We start from the raw sequence: 16668 nt of genomic DNA on the forward strand, positions 1-16668 counted from the left end.
TCCCGCAGCCACCGGCCCGCAGGGTGCCCGGGCCCACCGGAGCGTCCGGAGTCGTCAGAGCGGCACGCCGCGCTGCGCCAGCCACGGCACCGGGTCCAGCGCCGATCCCATCTCCGGTGTGACCCGTACCTCGAAGTGCAGGTGCGGCCCGGTGGAGTTGCCGGTGCTGCCCGACTGTCCGACCCACTGGCCGGGACGGACCCGGTCGCCCTGGTCGACGGTGACAGCGGCGAGGTGGGCGTACTGCGTGTAGTAGCCGCCCGCGTGCTGGACCACGACCTGGATGCCGAACGCGCCGCCGCACGACACCTTCACCACCCGGCCCGTGCCGACCGACCGTACCGGCGTCCCGACCGGCACCGCGAAGTCCTGGCCGGTGTGCCGGTTCGCCCACCGTGTCCCACCGCTGCCGAAGGACGCCGACAGGTCGTACGTCTCCACCGGTGACACCCAGGACCGGGCGAGGCGCACGTCCGGCTGGTCGATACGGACCGCGCCGGGACACGAGCCGGCCGCGACCGAGGCATTTGCCTGTCCCTCCAGCCGCGACCGCGCCGCCTCCAGCTTGCTCTCGATCTTCTTCTTCAGTTCGGCCAGTCCGGCGTTGCGTACCTCCAGAGTCCGCCAGGCCGACTGCGCCTTGGCCTCCTCGGCAGCGAGCCGGGTCTCGGCGCGCAGGCTCTTGCCAATGGCCTCGTTGACCGCCAGTTCCACGCGTGATACCGCGCGCTGACGGCGCATCAGCTCGTCAGGATCGTCCGCCAGAATCACCCGCGCGGTGAGCGAGAGCCCACCGCCGCCGCGGTACTGGGCGCGGGCGATACGGCCCAGATCCTCGTGCATGGCACCGATCTTCTGCCGCTGCCGGTCGAGACGGGACTCGTACTCCAGGGCCTTCGACCGCTGCGCCTCGGCCTCGCGCCGGCCGTCCTCGTACTGCTGGGTGGCCTTGGCCGCGTCCTCGTAGAGCCGCGCCACCTGCGCGCCGAAGGCGGTGCCGGAGCCACCGTCCTCGTCCGTGGCGTCGGTGGGGCGGGCCGCGAGCACGGCAAGCGCGCACAGCAACACCGGAACGAGCAGCGGATGTCGGCGACGTGAGCGCATGTCAGTGATCGTGGACCGGAAAAGGGCGCACGGTCTCGTCGAGGTCGTACGAGTGGGGGACGTGTTGCTGCACACGGCTCAGTACGGCTGCTGCACATGGGGCAAACCGGCACCGGCAGAGCTCAGTACGGCGCCTCCCACCGCACCGTCGCGCCACCGCCGTCCTCTCCGATGCCCGGGCCGATCCGACTGGTGCCGCCGACGGTCTCGGCACGGCGCTCGAGGTTGTGCAGGCCGCTGCGACGGCCGCCCTCAGGGATGCCGACACCGTCGTCCGCGACGGTCAGCCGCACGCCCCGCCGGCCGTCCGGCAGGGTGACCGTCGCGTCGACGACCACCTCGATCCGGGTCGCGTGGGCGTGGCGGCATGCGTTGGACAGGGTCTCGCGCAGCGCGGCGATGAGGTTCTTGCCGGTCAGGTCGCCGACGACAGTGTCGACCGGGCCGACGAACCGGTGCGAGGGCGTGAATCCGAGCGGCACGGCCGCCGTGCTGATCTCTCGCAACACGCGGGTGCGCAGCCCTGCGGGGGCTTCGGCGGGCTGCCGCAGCGCGAAGACCGATGAGCGGATCTCCTGGATGGTGACGTCGAGTTCGTCGACGGCCCCACCCACCCCGTCGCGCACCTCGGGCACGGCCGACGCGCGCTGGGCGCTCTCCAGCACCATCCCCGTGGCGAACAGCCGCTGGATGACGAGGTCGTGCAGGTCCCGGGCGATGCGGTCGCGGTCCTCGTACACCGCGAGCCGCTCCCGGTCGCGCTGGGCATCGGCCAACATCAGCGCCAGCGCAGCCTGCGCGGCGAACCGGTCGCCGAGCGCACGCTCCGTCCGGGTGAACGGGTGTTCCCCCGGTGCGCGGGGCATGGCGAGACACCCGAGAACCCGGCCGTCCCGGCACAGGGGCAGCAGCATGACCGGCCCGTAGGCGTGCACCGGCCCGGCCTCCAGGCGGGGGTCGGTGGCGGCGTCGTCCACGAAGACGGGGCGTCCCGCGAGGAGTTCGGCGACGATGCCGTTGTCCGCCGGGATGACCACGCCCAGGGCGTTCGTGGGGTGCTCCGCTGCCACGGCCGCGACCTCCAGGCCGCCCTCGTCGGCCGGCAGCAGCACGATGCCGGCCGACGCTCCGGCGAGCCGGCGTGCCTGTTCGGCGACGACCTGGAGGGCGTCGTCGATGTCGTCACCGGACAGGAGCGCGGTGGTGACGGCCACCGATCCGTCGATCCAGCGCTCCCGCTGCTGGGCGGCCTCGTACAGCCGCGCGTTGCCGATGGCGATGCCGGCCTCCGTGGCCAGAACCCGGATCATGGCGAGGTCGTAGTCGTTGAACGGCTCCCCGGCACGTTTGTCCGTCAGGTAGAGGTTGCCGAAGACGTCACCCTGTACGCGGATGGGGACCCCGATGAAACTGCGCATCGGCGGGTGGTGCTCCGGGAATCCGCACGAGCGCGGGTCCTCGCGCAGGTCCGTGAGCCGGACCGGCTCCGGGTCACGGATGAGGGCTCCCAGCAGACCTTTGCGCCCGTCGGGCAGGTGGCCGATCCGCCGGACGATCGTCTCGTCGACGCCGTGATGCACGAAGTCGGCGAGGCCGTCACCGTCCTCGGCGACGACGCCGATGGCCGCGTACCGGGCGTTCGCCAGGTCGGCCGCCGTCTCGCAGATCCGGTTCAGCGTCGAGTGCAGTTCCAGTCCGCTGCCGACGGACCGCATCGCGTCCAGCAGTTTCGGCACCCGGGCCAGGAGCTCGGTCGAGACCCCCTCGCGGGGCGGCGGGGAGCCGGGAGGCGGTGCTGGAGGCATGACCCGAGCCTAATGAGACCCTTTTGTTACGGAAAGTCGGATTCGATGAGAATTCTGTGAGGCTCGGCACGAGCCTGCCGGTCACTCCGCCCCCACCAGCAGTTCCGACGCCGCCTCCCGCTCGGCCATCGCCCGCAGCGGTCCCGGAACCGCGGCCAGGTCCGCGTACGTCCCCCGCTGCACGACACGGCCCTCGTCCAGCACGATCACCTCGTCCACGGCGCCCAGACCCGCCAGCCTGTGGGTGATCAGCAGCGTCGTACGCCCCTCGGTGGCGGCCAGCAGATCGGCGGTGAGCGCGTCGGCGGTCGGCAGGTCGAGGTGCTCCGCCGGCTCGTCGAGCACGAGGACGGGGAAGTCGGCGAGCAGCGCCCGGGCGAGTGCCAGCCGCTGCCGCTGACCGCCGGACAGCCGGGCCCCGTGCTCCCCGACCAGCGTGTCCAGACCGTCGGGCAGGCCGTCGGCCCAGTCCAGCAGCCGGGTCCGAGCCAGCGCGTCGCGCAGTTCGCCCTCGGTGGCGTCCTTCCTGGCCAGCAGAAGATTCTCGCGCACCGAACTGTCGAAGAGGTGCGCGTCCTGGGCGCACAGCCCGACGAGCCGCCGTACGTCGTCGCCGGCCAGGGCGTAGGCGTCGACACCGGCCAGTGTGTACGAGCCCGCCTCGGCGTCGAGGAACCGCAGCAGCACCTGGGCCAACGTCGTCTTGCCGGACCCGGACGGCCCGACCACGGCGATACGGCGGCCCTCCGCCAAAGTCAGCTCCAGCCCCGTCAAGGCCTCCCGGTCCTGCCCGGCATGGCGCGCTACCACCCCCTTGAGGACGACCGGGAACGGCGAGGCGGGCGCCTGCCTGGGCGTCTCCGGCTCCCGTACGGGCTCGGGGGCGTCGAGCACCTCGTACACCCGCTCGGCGCTCCGGTGCACACGCTGCCGGTACTGGACGGCCAGCGGCAGCCCGAGTACGGCCTCGAAGGCGGCCAGCGGGGCGAGCACGACGACGGCCATGGCCACACCCGCGAGGCGGCCTTCGGCTACGGCCTGGATCCCGGTGAGCGCAGCGCCCGCAACGGTCAGGCCGGAGATCAGCGCGGTGAGCCCGTCACCCAGCGCTGTGGCGGTGGCGGCGCGCGAGGCGATCCGGGTGAGCGTGCCGTCGGCCCGGCGTGCCTCGGCGGCCCGCGAGGGCAGGGCGCCGGCGACGGTCAGCTCGGCGGTGCCGGTGAGCAGATCGGTCACTCGGGTGGCGAGCACGCCTCGGGCGGGGGCGAGCCTTCGCTCGGCCCGCCGTGCCACGGCGCCGGTGACCATCGGGACCCCGACTCCGGCCGCCAGCAGACCGACCGCGAGGACGACGCCGGCCTCCGGCAGCAGCCAGGCCGTGAAGCCGACCGACGCGGCCGAGACGACCACCGCGGACGCGGCTGGCAGCAGCCAGCGCAACCAGTAGTCCTGCAAGGCGTCGACATCCGCGACGAGCCGGGACAGCAGGTCGCCCCGGCGGCTGCGGCGCAGCCCCGTAGGTGCCAGCCGCTCCAGTCGCCGGTACACGGCGACCCGAGTGTCGGCCAGCATCCGCAGCACGGCGTCGTGCGAAACGAGCCGCTCGGCGTAGCGGAACACGGCACGCCCGATGCCGAAGGCGCGCGTCGCCGTGACGGCCACCATCAGGTACAGCACCGGCGGCTGTTCGGAGGCCCGCGAGATGAGGTATCCGGAGGTGGCCATCAGACCGACTGCACTGCCGAGCGCCAGAGCGCTGAACAGCAGCGCGAGGCCGAGCCGACCGCGCCGGGCGGCGGTCATCGCTCGCACCCTGGCGAGGACACCGTCGGGTACACCGCCGGGTACGTCCGGCGAGGGGGCCAGGGCGTCGAGGGCGAGCGCGGCGGTGACTCCGGGGGCCTCCTCGATGCGTCGGGCAGCGGACGCCCCGCGGGTGGCGTCGCTCGCGGCGGCCGCTGCCGGCCCCTCCAGCCGTACCACCCGGTCGGCCACCTCCAGCAGTGCCGGACGGTGGACCACCAGCAGCACCGTCCGCCCCTCCGCCAGCCTTCGCACTGCAGCCACGACCTCGGCCTCGGTGGCCCCGTCCAGTGCGGCCGTCGGTTCGTCGAGCAGCAGCACCGGCCGGTCCGCGAGGAACGCCCGGGCCAGCGCCAGCCGCTGCCGCTGCCCGGCGGACAGTCCGGCCCCGTCCTCGCCGAGCACCGTCCCCGTCCCTTCGGGCAGCGCGTCCACGAACTGCAGCGCGCCCGCGTCCCGCAGTGCTCGCCGTACGGCGGTGTCGTCGGCCTCGGGGCGGGCCAGCCGCACGTTCTCGGCGATGGTCCCGGCATACAGATGCGGGTGCTGCGGCACCCAGGCGACGCGGGCGTGCCACTGTGCCAGGTCGAGGGTCGTGAGGTCGGCTCCCCCGATGCGGACCCGCCCCCCGGCCGTGCGTACGAAGCCGAGGAGGGCGTTGAGGAGCGTCGACTTGCCCGCCCCGCTCGGGCCGACGAGCGCGATGGTCTCCCCGGGCTCGACGGTGAAGCTCACGTCCGTCACGGCGTCCGCGGCACGTCCGGGATAGCGGACCGTCACGCCCTCGAAGGACAGGGTGCCGTCCGCCGGCACGGGGCCGGTCCCCGAGGCCGGTGCGGGCCGCTCCAGCACCGAGAAGATCTCCTCGGCGGCGGCGAGCCCCTCGGCCGCCGCGTGGTACTGCGCCCCCACCTGCCGCAGCGGCAGATACGCCTCCGGCGCCAGGATCAGCACGACCAGGCCGTCGTACAGGGCCATGTCGCCGTGGACGAGCCGCATGCCGATGGTGACGGCGACGAGCGCCACGGAGAGGGTGGCGAGCAGCTCCAGGGCGAAGGACGACAGGAAGGCGATCCGCAGCGTCCTCATGGTCGCCTGCCGGTACTCACCGGTGATGCGCTTGATCGAGTCGGCCTGGGCCTTGGCCCGCCCGAAGACCTTCAGCGTCGGCAGTCCGGCGACCACGTCCAGGAAGTGCCCGGACAGCCGGGACAGGAGCTGCCACTGACGGTCCATCCGAGACTGTGTGGCCCAGCCGATCAGCATCATGAAGATCGGGATGAGCGGCAGGGTGCCGACGATGATGGCCGCGGAGACCCAGTCCTCGGTGACGATGCGGGCCAGCACTGCCACGGGTACGACCACCGCGAGCCCGAGCTGCGGCAGATAGCGCGAGAAGTAGTCGTCGAGGGCGTCGACTCCACGCGTGGCCAGCGCCACCAGCGAACCGGTCCGCTGTCCACTCAGCCATCCAGGGCCGAGTGCGGTGGCCCGTTCCAGCAGACGGCCCCGCAGTTCGGACTTCACTGCCGCGCTCGCCCGGTGCGCGGCCAGCTCGGTGAGCCAGCCGACCAACGCGCGTCCACAGGCGACAGCGACCAACAGCAACAGGGGAGTGCGTAGTTCGGCTGCCGTCATACCGTGCTGGAAGGCGCTCACCACCACCTCGGCGATGAGCATCGCCTGAGCGACGAGCAACCCGGCGCCGACGGCGCCGAGGACGACCACCGCCGTCAGGAAGAACCTGGTGGCGCGGGCGTATCGCAGGAGACGTGGATCGATGGGTTTCACGTGAAACATGCCCTCCCGTCCAGTGGGTGTGTTTCACGTGGAACGTGACACCGTGCCACGTGAAACACACCCCACCCGGACTCAGTGCGCGGGTTCGGCGAGGTGCTGGGTGCCGATCCGCTTGCGGAACACCCAGTACGTCCAACCCTGGTAGAGCAGGACGACCGGTGTGGCGACCACGGCCAGCCAGGTCATGATCTTCAGGGTGTAGGGGCTGGACGAGGCGTTGGTGACGGTGAGGCTCCAGTCCGCGTCGAGCGTGGACGGCATGACGTTCGGGAAGAGCGTCAGGAAGAGCATCGCGACGGCGGCCACTATGGTGACGCCGGAGAGAGTGAACGACCAGCCCTCACGCCCGGCCTGGTTGGCCAACAGGGCGGCGACCAGCGATGCGACGGCCACCAGCAGGACGACCAGGCTCTTCGCGTCCCCGCTGTCGACCTGCGTCCAGGAGAGGAAGGCCAGGGCCAGCACGGCCGTGACCAGGCCGACCCGCAGCGCGAGCGTCCGGGCCCGCTCGCGAATCTCACCGACGGTCTTGAGTGCCGTGAACACCGTCCCGTGGAAGGTGAACAGCGTCAGCGTGACCAGGCCACCCAGGAGGGCGTACGGGTTGAGCAGGTCCCAGACGGTGCCGACGTACTCCAGGTCCCGGTCGATCTTCACACCATGAACGATGTTGCCGAAGGCCACGCCCCACAGGAACGCCGGGATCAGCGAGGTCCAGAAGATCGCGGTCTCCCAGTTGCGCTGCCAGTTCTCCTCGGGTCGCTTCACCCGGTACTCGAAGGCGACACCCCGGACGATCAGGCAGACCAGGATGACGAGCAGGGGGAGGTAGAAGCCGGAGAAGAGCGTGGCGTACCACTCGGGGAAGGCGGCGAAGGTCGCACCGCCCGCCGTGAGCAGCCATACCTCGTTGCCGTCCCACACGGGGCCTATGGTGTTGATCAGTACCCGCTTCTCCGCCCGGTTCCGGGCGAGCAGCTTGGTGAGGACACCGACCCCGAAGTCGAAGCCCTCCAGGAAGAAGTAGCCGGTCCACAGGACGGCGATCAGGACGAACCAGACGTCGTGCAGTTCCATGACTGTGCAGCTCCCTCGGCCTAGTACGAGAAGGCCATCGGCTTGTCGGCGTCACGGGGATCGCCGCCGATCTTCGTGGGCGGGTTGAGGTCGGCCTCGGTGAGCTCGGGCGGTCCCGCCTTGACGTACTTGGCGAGCAGCCTGACCTCGATGACGGCGAGGATGGCGTAGAGCGTGGTGAAGACGACCATCGAGGTGATGACCTCCGCCTGGGAGACGCCGGGGGAGACCGCGTCCCGGGTCTGCATCACGCCGTAGACGACCCAGGGCTGCCGGCCCATCTCCGTGAAGATCCAGCCCCAGGAGTTGGCTATCAGCGGGAACGCCATCGTCCAGAGGGCCACAAGCCAGTACAGACGGGAGAGTCTCGAGCCGAGCGGCTTGCGCAGCAGGACCAGATGGGGCACCTCGTCCTCGCCGGTCCGCAGGGCGGCAGGAAGCATGAACTTCTTCCTCGTCAGCCACAGACCGAGCAGGCCGAGGGAGAAGGACGCCATGCCGAAGCCGATCATCCAGCGGAAGCCCCAGTAGGCGACGGGGACGATGGGCTTGTAGTCACCCGGGCCGAACTTCTCCTGCAGCGCCTTGTTGGTGTCGTTGATACCCGGCACGTACGAGTCGAAGTCGCTGTGGGCGAGGAAGGACAGCAGTCCGGGGATCTCCAGAGCGACCTTGTTGTGCCCCTCGTCGACGTCTCCGTAGGCGAACACGGAGAAGGGCGCCGGCTCCTCGCCGTCCCACAGGGCCTCGGCGGCGGCCATCTTCATCGGCTGCTGCTCGTACATGACCTTGCCGAGGGTGTCGCCGCTGACCGCGGTGAGCACACCGCCGACCGCCAGAGTGACCAGACCGAGCCGGAGCGACGTCCGCATCACCGGGATGTGCTTCTTGCGCATCAGGTGGAAGGCGGCGATGCCGACCATGAAGGCGCCGCCCGTCAGGAAGGCCGCCGAGAAGCTGTGGAAGACCTGGTTGAGCGTGGTGTTCTGGGTCAGGACGGCCCAGAAGTCGGTCAGCTCGGCACGGCCCTTCTCCTCGTTGATGCGGTAACCGACGGGGTGTTGCATCCAGGAGTTGGCCGCGAGGATGAAGTACGCCGACAGCAGCGTGCCGATCGAGACCATCCAGATGCAGGCGAGGTGGATCTTCTTCGGCAGCTTGTCCCAGCCGAAGATCCACAGGCCGATGAAGGTGGACTCGAAGAAGAAGGCGATCAGCGCCTCGAAAGCGAGCGGGGCACCGAAGACATCACCGACGAAGCGGGAGTAGTCGGACCAGTTCATGCCGAACTGGAACTCCTGCACGATGCCGGTGACGACACCCATGGCGATGTTGATCAGGAAGAGCTTGCCCCAGAACTTGGTCGCCCTGAGGTACTTCTCCTTCTCCGTGCGGACCCAGGCGGTCTGCAGTCCGGCTGTGAGGGCGGCCAGCGAGATCGTCAGCGGGACGAACAGGAAGTGGTAGACGGTCGTGATGCCGAACTGCCATCGCGCCAGCGTCTCCGGCGCCAGAGCTATGTCCACGTCGTCAGTCTCCTTACATCGCCACATCGCCGTGGTCAGCGGCGGTTTGAGCGTGTATGTCACACCTATCTCAGGCGCAACCGGGACACGCTTGTGAACGCGTTCACATTCACAAGCAATTATGACCTACAGCTTTTCGACACCGGAAGGGGGGTGCCCTGTGACGTCAACCCCTTGGCAGGAACCTCGACGTTCTGTTGAATCCGCCGTGCGGAGACAGGGGCACCATGGGGGCGAAGTAGGTGCGTTTCGGCATGGACGTGCCGGTTTCACGTGAAACGGACCCGGCAGGCCGCCGCACCGGGCGCGGCCACCTTCTGGACCGACGGCGACGCACTGGCGCCGCCGGATGGACACACGCCGACTCGCGAGGCGGGGAGTGCCGCCTCGCGAGCCCCGTGCAATGTCCTGGTCCGCCGCGACGGCGGCCCAGGCGTACGTAGTGCTTTACAGCTCCTTGCGGAACTCCTCCGACACCTTCAGGAAGATGTCGTTCGCCTCACTCTCCCCGACCGTCACCCGCACACCCTCACCCGGGAACGGGCGGATGACCACACCCGCCTGCTCGCAGGCGTCGGCGAAGGCCACCGTGCGCTCCCCCAGCCGCAGCCAGACAAAGTTGGCCTGGGTGTCCGGCACCGTCCAACCCTGCGCGCGCAACGCGTCGACCACGCGCGTGCGCTCGCACACCAGCGAACCGACCCGGCCGATCAGCTCGTCCTCAGCCCGCAGCGAGGCGATCGCCGCCTCCTGCGCGATCTGACTCACCCCGAAGGGCACCGCCGTCTTGCGCAGCGCCGCCGCCACCGGCTCGTGTGCGATCGCGAACCCGACCCGAAGGCCGGCGAGTCCGTACGCCTTGGAGAAGGTGCGCAGGACGCAGACGTTGGGCCGCTGACGGTAGATCTCGACGCCGTCCGGCACCTCGGCGTCGCGGATGAACTCCCGGTAGGCCTCGTCGAGGACCACCAGCACGTCGCTCGGCACCCGGTCGAGAAACCGCTCCAGCTCGGCCCGCCGCACCACGGTGCCCGTCGGGTTGTTCGGGTTGCAGACGAAGATCAGCCGGGTCCGGTCGGTGATCGCAGCCGCCATCGCGTTCAGATCGTGTACGTCGCCCGGCGTCAGCGGCACCTTCACGGACGTCGCGCCGCTGATCTGCGTGATGATCGGGTAGGCCTCGAAGGAACGCCAGGCGTAGATCACCTCGTCGCCCGGACCCGACGTCGCCTGGATCAGCTGCTGCGCCACACCGACCGAGCCGGTGCCGGTGGCCAGGTGGGAGAGAGGCACTCCGAACCGGTCCGACAGCTCGTTCATCAGGGACGTACAAGCCATGTCCGGGTACCGGTTGAAGGACGAGGCCGCGGCCGTCACCGTCTCCATCACGCCCGGCAGCGGCGGATAGGGGTTCTCGTTGGAGGACAGCTTGTAGGCCACCGGGCCGTCAGCCGCGGCCGGCTTGCCCGGCTTGTAGGTGGGAATACCCTCCAGCTCGGCACGCAGCTTGGGGCTCGTCTCGCTCACCGCAGTCCTCCTCCTGACCATCACCGGCATCGAATACTTCTCACCTTATGAGGATTCGGCGTCGCTGCGTATAGGTGAGGCCGGACCGTCCACGTCACACCGGCATCAGGGGAATCAGGGGCATCAGTACACGAAGGCGCACGATTGAGGGGGCGCGCCTCACATATATCTACGCGCCGGTGGCTCACGCCGTAGCGCGCATCCTCCGTGCAGGTGAGTTGAGACCTACTCGCAACATCTGCCACTTGGCAGGCCCTCACTGGTCAACACGTCAGGTTACGGGGTGAGTGGTGCCAAGTAGCTTGCTTTTCAAGGGCGTTAAGGCTTAACGATCATGCAGAAACGTGACTGTCAACGCATGCATATGCGTCCGCCCTACCCCACGTCATGAGCCCTACTATCGGCTCGCCATGACAGCAGCAGGGAAGCACCAGGTGAGCCGCGCGGAAACCTCACGTCGAGGCAGTCGGCCGGGCCGGGCGGGCATCAGGGACGTGGCCGCCGCCGCCGGAGTATCCATCACTACCGTCTCCGATGCCCTCAACGGCAAGGGCCGACTCCCGGATGCCACCCGGCGCCATGTGCGCGAGGTCGCCGACCGACTGGGCTACCGGCCCTCGGCCGCCGCCCGCACACTCCGCACCGGCAAGTCGGGACTCATCGGCCTGACCGTGACGACATACGGGGATGAACCTTTCACCTTCACCGAGTTCGCGTACTTCGCAGAGATGGCGCGCGCCGCCACGTCCGCCGCGCTCGCCCGCGGCTACGCCCTCGTCATCCTTCCGGCGACCTCCCGTCACGACGTGTGGTCCAACGTCGCCCTCGACGGCACCGTCGTCATCGATCCCTCCGACCACGACCCGGTCGTCAGCGAACTGGTACGCCAGGGCTTACCGGTCGTCTCCGACGGCCGCCCGGCCGGCTCGCTCCCCGTCACCGCCTGGGTCGACAACGACCACGAAGCCGCCGTACTCGACATCCTCGACCACCTGGCCGACGCCGGTGCCCGCAGGATCGGCCTGCTCACCGGCACCACGACCGACACGTACACCCATCTGTCGACCACCGCCTACCTGCGCTGGTGCGAGCGCGTCGGCCAGGACCCGGTCTACGAGGCCTACCCGGCGCACGACCCCTGCGCCGGCGCGGTCGCGGCCGACCGGCTGCTCGCCCGCCCCGACCGGCCCGACGCCGTCTACGGCCTGTTCGACCCGAACGGCACCGACCTGCTCGCCGCCGCCCGCCGCTACGGGCTGCGCGTCCCGGAGGACCTGCTGCTGGTCTGCTGCAGCGAATCCACCGTGTACGCGAGCACCGAGCCACCCATCACGACCCTGTCGCTGAAACCCCGCCGCATCGGCACGGCGGTGATCCAGGTCCTCATCGACGCCATCGAGGGGCTTGACTCGGACCAGCCGGTCGAGCAGGTGATACCGACCGAACTGATCGTGCGTACGTCGTCGCAGCGCCGCCCGTCCCGTACGACGGTCAGCCCACCGCGTTCACCCGAGGGCGAGTAGGGAGCCCCGGACGCGCGGCGCCGCGGGCCGGCCCGCCCGGCCCGCGGCAACGGCGGCAGTCCCCGAGGGGACGACGGCAAAGTCGTCGGAGTCGTCATCCGGCGCGTCCGAGGCGCCCGGTGCATGTGTGGCATCCGGCGCGTCCGAGGCGCCCGGTGCGTGTGTGGCATCAGCATCTCCGAGGCGTCCGAGGCACGATCGGACCGCCGCTGCGGACGGGCGAAGCCGGGCCCAATCGGGGCGAAAGCCGCGGTGAAACGGAGTCCTGTCCTGATTCACCACCCCTGGGTCATCACACAGCGCGATCCGCATTCCTATGATGGGCCCACACACCGCGGGCCGCTGCGACCAGGCAGTCCGAAGCGGTGCAGATGCGGCGCGATGGTGGAGGGGTCGATGACTCAGGGGGCCAGTCAGGGACCCGAGGTGGAGCGGACGGCGACGGTACGCGACTTCCGGGTGCCCGCGTACGTCCACGAAGCCGCTCCGTACGCCGCCACCGGCACGCGCGCGGGCGAGGCCGCGCCGCCTCCCGAGGAGGGGCACGAGGAGACTCTTCCGGAGGGGTACACACCCACTCAACGGGATCTGCCCGTCATCCGTCGGGGTGACACGGTCCAGGTGACCGTCGATCCCGAACCGGTCGCGGTGCAGCCGCCCGCCACGGGTCAGGGCCCGCTGTTCGTCGTCGGCGACGTGCACGGCTACCTCGATGAGCTGCTGGCCGCCCTCCAGGAGAAGGGCCTCGTCGACGCCGCCGGACAGTGGTGCGCGGGCACCTCCCGCCTGTGGTTCCTCGGCGACTTCACGGACCGCGGCCCGGACGGCATCGGCGTCATCGACCTGGTGATGCGGCTGTCCGCCGAGGCCGCGGCGGCCGGCGGCTACTGCAAGGCACTGATGGGCAACCACGAGCTGCTGCTGCTCGGCGCCAAGCGGTTCGGTGACACGCCCGTCAACTCCGGCGCGGGCACCGCCACCTTCCAGGCGGCCTGGCTGCTGAACGGCGGGCAGAAGACCGACATGGACCGCCTGCAGGACCATCACCTGCAGTGGATGGCCCGCCTCGACGCCCTCGAAGAGGTGGACGACCACCTCCTGGTCCACTCCGACACCACCACCTACCTCGACTACGGCCGCTCCATCGAAGAGGTCAACGACACCGTCCGCGAGGCGCTCACGCGCAATGACGCGGAAGAGGTGTGGGACCTGTTCCGCAAGTTCACCAAGCGCTTCTCGTTCCGCGACGAGGGCGGCGCCGACGCCGTACGCTCCCTGCTGGACACCTACGGCGGCACCCGGATCGTCCACGGCCACAGCCCCATCCCCTACCTGCTGGGCGAGGTCGGCTCCGAGGACGGCGAGGACGACACCCGTACCGCGGTGGAGGGACCTCATGTCTACGCGGACGGGCTGGCCATCGCGATGGACGGCGGCGTGACCATGGCCGGAAAGCTGCTGGTCCAGCAACTTCCGCTCGACGCCTGACCCTTCCCCGCACGAGGTCGCGCGCGGCGGTGTCCGTACAGCCCGGCACCCAATTTCTGGAAACCCCCTGTCACCGGCCACCGTCACGGCTCTACCATCGGCTTATCCGTAGCAGGCTCCCCTCCGTTTCTGCCCGACGGCTCGTTGGCATGCGAGCCCCAAGCCCTACGGAGCATCGGGGGATGCACATGAACAGCGTTCCGCAGTACCTGCCGAACGAGGACCGCAAGGAGTACGAGCGGATCCTCGACGAGGCGCTGCGCTCCGCACCACACCGCCCGGAACTCGCCGCCGTCGGACAGCGGCTCAACCCCGAACAACTGCGCACCATGGCACTCAGCGCCACCGCCCTCATCACAGCGGCGGCAACGACCGAGTACCAGCACTACGTGAAGGTCCGCGAGGAACTGCGCCACCCGGCGCAGTCCGCACCGTCGTCGTCCAGGCGCGAGTCCGGCTCCGACGAGCCGGGTACGGGCGCGGGGGGCCTGGCCGCCACCATGGGCGAGGTCGCCGAGGCGAGCGGCGCGGGTGCCGTCGCCGTCGTCGCCGTCCTGGCGCCCGTCCTGGCCGGCACCGCGGCGGCGATCTTCCTGCTCGTCGGCTACCTCCTGAAGATGCTCGACCCGGGACAGACCTTCGCGCAGACCATGCTCACCACGGGATGGGTGTTCGGCGCCGTGACGGCGGTGGCGATCCTCGTCGCCGCGGTGGGACTGCTGCTCACCGCGCTGCGCAACCGTCCCTCCGCAGAGTCCGGCCGCTACGGCGAACTCGACGAGGAAGTGGTCCGGGCCAGGGACGCCTGGCACGACGCCCTGCTGGAACGCGGCATCCTGCCCTTCCTGCGGGAGGCACTCGCCGATCCGAGCTCGACGGCACTGCACCGTACGGGGCCGGCGGCGCCGACCAGCCGCATGCCGCACCTCGGCTATGGCCGTCCCGGCTTCACGAGCCCCGAAAGCGGGCCCGAGGCAGGTCCGCGTCCGCGCTACTCGAGTCCGGACTACAGCAGCCCGGACTTCGGCGGCCCGGAACACCAGCCCGAGTAGCCACCGGCCCGGGCGGGCAACGGATCAGAGGATGCCCGCCCGGCCGGCGGCAGCGATCCAGGACGGGAACTCGGACAGCAGGCGGTCGTACAGCTCCGGATCCGGGACGGTGCTGATGTCGTCCACGGCGAAGAAGCCGACGTTGTCGACCCGGCGGCCCGGCAGGGTGTCGAAACGCTCGAGTACCCCGTAGTTGGACCGCCCGAGCCCCACGAACTGCCAGAAGACCGGTTCCTCCACCGCCTCCCGCAGCTCGCGCTCGATCTCGGCGTTGCGGTAGACACCGCCGTCGGAGAAGAACAGCACCAGGGTCGGAGCCGACGCCGGGTTGTCCCGGACGTAGGCCCGGACCTCGGCGATCACCTTCTGTTCCTCATTCTGGATGCCGACCGCCCGCATGTCGACCTGCTCGGGGTGCAGGCCCTTCTTCCTGCCTCGGCGGAAGAGGCTGATCTCCCCCACGCGCACGTGCAGCCGCAGCCACTCGGGCAGCTCACCCAGGCGGAGGTCGGGCAGACGCGCAGGGTTCGAGGCGAAGGTCCATGCCTGCATCTCCCCATCGTCGTCCAACTGCGCGGCGACGGCGGCCATCCGCTCCACGACGTCTGTGACCACGCCCTTGGAGTAGAGGAAGGACATGGACCCGGAAGCGTCCAGGACCAGGATGACGCGCGCCGTGACACCGGCCGCCCCGTGCTTGGTCAGACTGACCGCGACCTGTTCCTTGCGCAGGGACAACCGCTTGCGCATGTCGACAGGAAGGTGTTCCTCGCCCTTGGTGAGGCGGGGGCCGGCGGCGGGGGGCGCCGAGGGCGAGGCCGATGCGGTGGGCGGGGCGGCGGCAGCCGCTGGTACGGACGGTGCCAGGGGGGCCGGTGGGGTGGGCGGCGGGGCAGTCGCTGCCGTTGACGAGCCGGTGGGCGCGACCGCCGGGGGAGTGTCGTCCACGCTGATACCGAAGTCGGTGGCCAGCCCCGCGAGCCCGGAGGCGTACCCCTGCCCCACCGCGCGGAACTTCCACTTCCCCTGGCGCCGGTACAGCTCGCCGCCGACCAGGGCGGTCTCCGTTCCGGCCGTGATGTCGAACCGGGCCAGCTCGGTGCGGGTCCCGGCGTCCAGCAGCCGGAGTGACAGCCCCGGGATCTGGCCGAACGTTCCGCCGTCTGCCGAGGCGCACAGGACGATGCGGTCGACGGCCGGTTCCACCGAGCGCAGGTCCACTGCGACCGCGTCGGTCGTGACACCCGCGCCGGCACCGTGCCCACTCTGCTTGCCCAGGTGCTCCACCGCGTCGGACGCGTGGCGTGGCTGGTTGTAGAAGACGAAGTCGCCGTCGTCCCGCACACGTCCGGCCGAGGTGAGCAGCAGCGCGGAGGCGTCGACCTCGGGCACACCCGGTCCGGCGGACCAGACGAGTTCGACGCGCACCGCAGGGGAGTCGACGCCGAGGTTGGCGCCCTTGCTCAGGGAGGTGGCTGTCATGCGCCCAGTCTGCCCAGCCGAGCCCGTCGGTGGGGAGGGGCAGGCGACGGCGACCTCCACCGGGCAACCGGCGTCCGGCCGACGGGTGTGACCTCGTCCCTCCGGTACCAACTCCGCGTCCCACGCGTGGGTTTCCGTTTGGTTACCCATGTCGAGGGGCTGTTCGCTTGACACATGACGCATCCCCCCAGTGTTCCGCTGCCTCACAGTGCCACGAGGTGACCCCACGCCACACAAACGTCGTCGGCGACCTGGCTCTACTGATCGTCGACTTCGCCATCGCCGGCACCGCCGCCCACAGCGGCCAGGTCCACATCGGGGATACCGCGACAGACATGGCTCGCCGTGGGCCGGACGGATACTGGCGTTACGTGATCGACAACCCGTTCGGGGTGGCGAGCCCTCCTGAACAGGCAGCGTTCCCCGGCTCACGCTGAGCCACCCCGTTGCACTACGCCGGGTGGCTCAGCGTGAGGCCGGT

11 protein-coding genes are annotated in these 16668 nt (G+C 70.3%); 4 read left to right on the forward strand and 7 right to left on the reverse strand.

Translation table 11 applies throughout. The features are described 5' to 3' along the window. Nucleotides 1-54: 54 nt before the first annotated feature. From ACH4F2_RS21125 to hisC, 6 genes are all read right to left on the reverse strand, one after another. A complete protein-coding gene (locus tag ACH4F2_RS21125; protein ID WP_398134238.1) occupies nucleotides 55-1104 on the reverse strand; it encodes a peptidoglycan DD-metalloendopeptidase family protein in 1050 nt (349 codons plus the stop codon). A 122-nt stretch (nucleotides 1105-1226) separates the two neighbouring features. Further along, nucleotides 1227-2909, reverse strand: a complete 1683-nt coding sequence (locus ACH4F2_RS21130; RefSeq protein ID WP_398134239.1) for a GAF domain-containing sensor histidine kinase — start codon at nucleotides 2907-2909, stop codon at nucleotides 1227-1229. Between the two features lie 81 nt (nucleotides 2910-2990). Continuing rightward, nucleotides 2991-6503 (reverse strand): thiol reductant ABC exporter subunit CydD, encoded by a 3513-nt coding sequence (gene cydD, locus ACH4F2_RS21135; protein ID WP_398134240.1) that lies wholly within the window; start codon nucleotides 6501-6503, stop codon nucleotides 2991-2993. Between the two features lie 81 nt (nucleotides 6504-6584). After that, entirely contained in the window at nucleotides 6585-7589 is a 1005-nt protein-coding gene (gene cydB / locus ACH4F2_RS21140) for a cytochrome d ubiquinol oxidase subunit II (protein WP_398134241.1), read from the reverse strand. A 20-nt stretch (nucleotides 7590-7609) separates the two neighbouring features. Next, entirely contained in the window at nucleotides 7610-9115 is a 1506-nt protein-coding gene (locus tag ACH4F2_RS21145) for a cytochrome ubiquinol oxidase subunit I (protein WP_398134242.1), read from the reverse strand. A gap of 447 nt (nucleotides 9116-9562) precedes the next feature. Further along, a complete protein-coding gene (gene hisC / locus ACH4F2_RS21150) occupies nucleotides 9563-10642 on the reverse strand; it encodes a histidinol-phosphate transaminase (RefSeq protein ID WP_398134243.1) in 1080 nt (359 codons plus the stop codon). A gap of 410 nt (nucleotides 10643-11052) precedes the next feature. Between hisC and ACH4F2_RS21155 the strand changes: the two genes are divergently transcribed. From ACH4F2_RS21155 to ACH4F2_RS21165, 3 genes are all read left to right on the forward strand, one after another. Next, the gene (locus ACH4F2_RS21155; protein ID WP_398134244.1) at nucleotides 11053-12165 is read left to right on the forward strand and encodes a LacI family DNA-binding transcriptional regulator; all 1113 of its coding nucleotides are present in this window, start codon (nucleotides 11053-11055) and stop codon (nucleotides 12163-12165) included. A gap of 381 nt (nucleotides 12166-12546) precedes the next feature. Continuing rightward, nucleotides 12547-13653: a Ser/Thr/Tyr protein phosphatase SppA gene (gene sppA, locus ACH4F2_RS21160; RefSeq protein ID WP_398134245.1), complete on the forward strand. Its 1107-nt coding sequence runs from the start codon at nucleotides 12547-12549 to the stop codon at nucleotides 13651-13653. Nucleotides 13654-13835: 182 nt separating this feature from the next. Continuing rightward, nucleotides 13836-14705 carry a hypothetical protein gene (locus ACH4F2_RS21165; RefSeq protein WP_398134246.1) on the forward strand — a complete coding sequence of 290 codons (870 nt, stop codon included), beginning with the start codon at nucleotides 13836-13838 and terminating at the stop codon, nucleotides 14703-14705. A gap of 24 nt (nucleotides 14706-14729) precedes the next feature. Here the strand turns inward: ACH4F2_RS21165 and ACH4F2_RS21170 are convergent, their stop codons facing one another. Further along, entirely contained in the window at nucleotides 14730-16187 is a 1458-nt protein-coding gene (locus ACH4F2_RS21170; protein ID WP_398134247.1) for a VWA domain-containing protein, read from the reverse strand. Nucleotides 16188-16405: 218 nt separating this feature from the next. Here ACH4F2_RS21170 and ACH4F2_RS21175 point away from each other — a divergent pair, with 218 nt between their 5' ends. Next, complete coding sequence (locus ACH4F2_RS21175) at nucleotides 16406-16624, forward strand: hypothetical protein (protein ID WP_398134248.1); 219 nt, start codon at nucleotides 16406-16408, stop codon at nucleotides 16622-16624. Nucleotides 16625-16668: the final 44 nt, after the last annotated feature.

The organism is Streptomyces sp. NPDC017890 (genome assembly GCF_044328675.1).
In the GTDB taxonomy this organism is placed as follows: Bacteria; Actinomycetota; Actinomycetes; order Streptomycetales; family Streptomycetaceae; genus Streptomyces.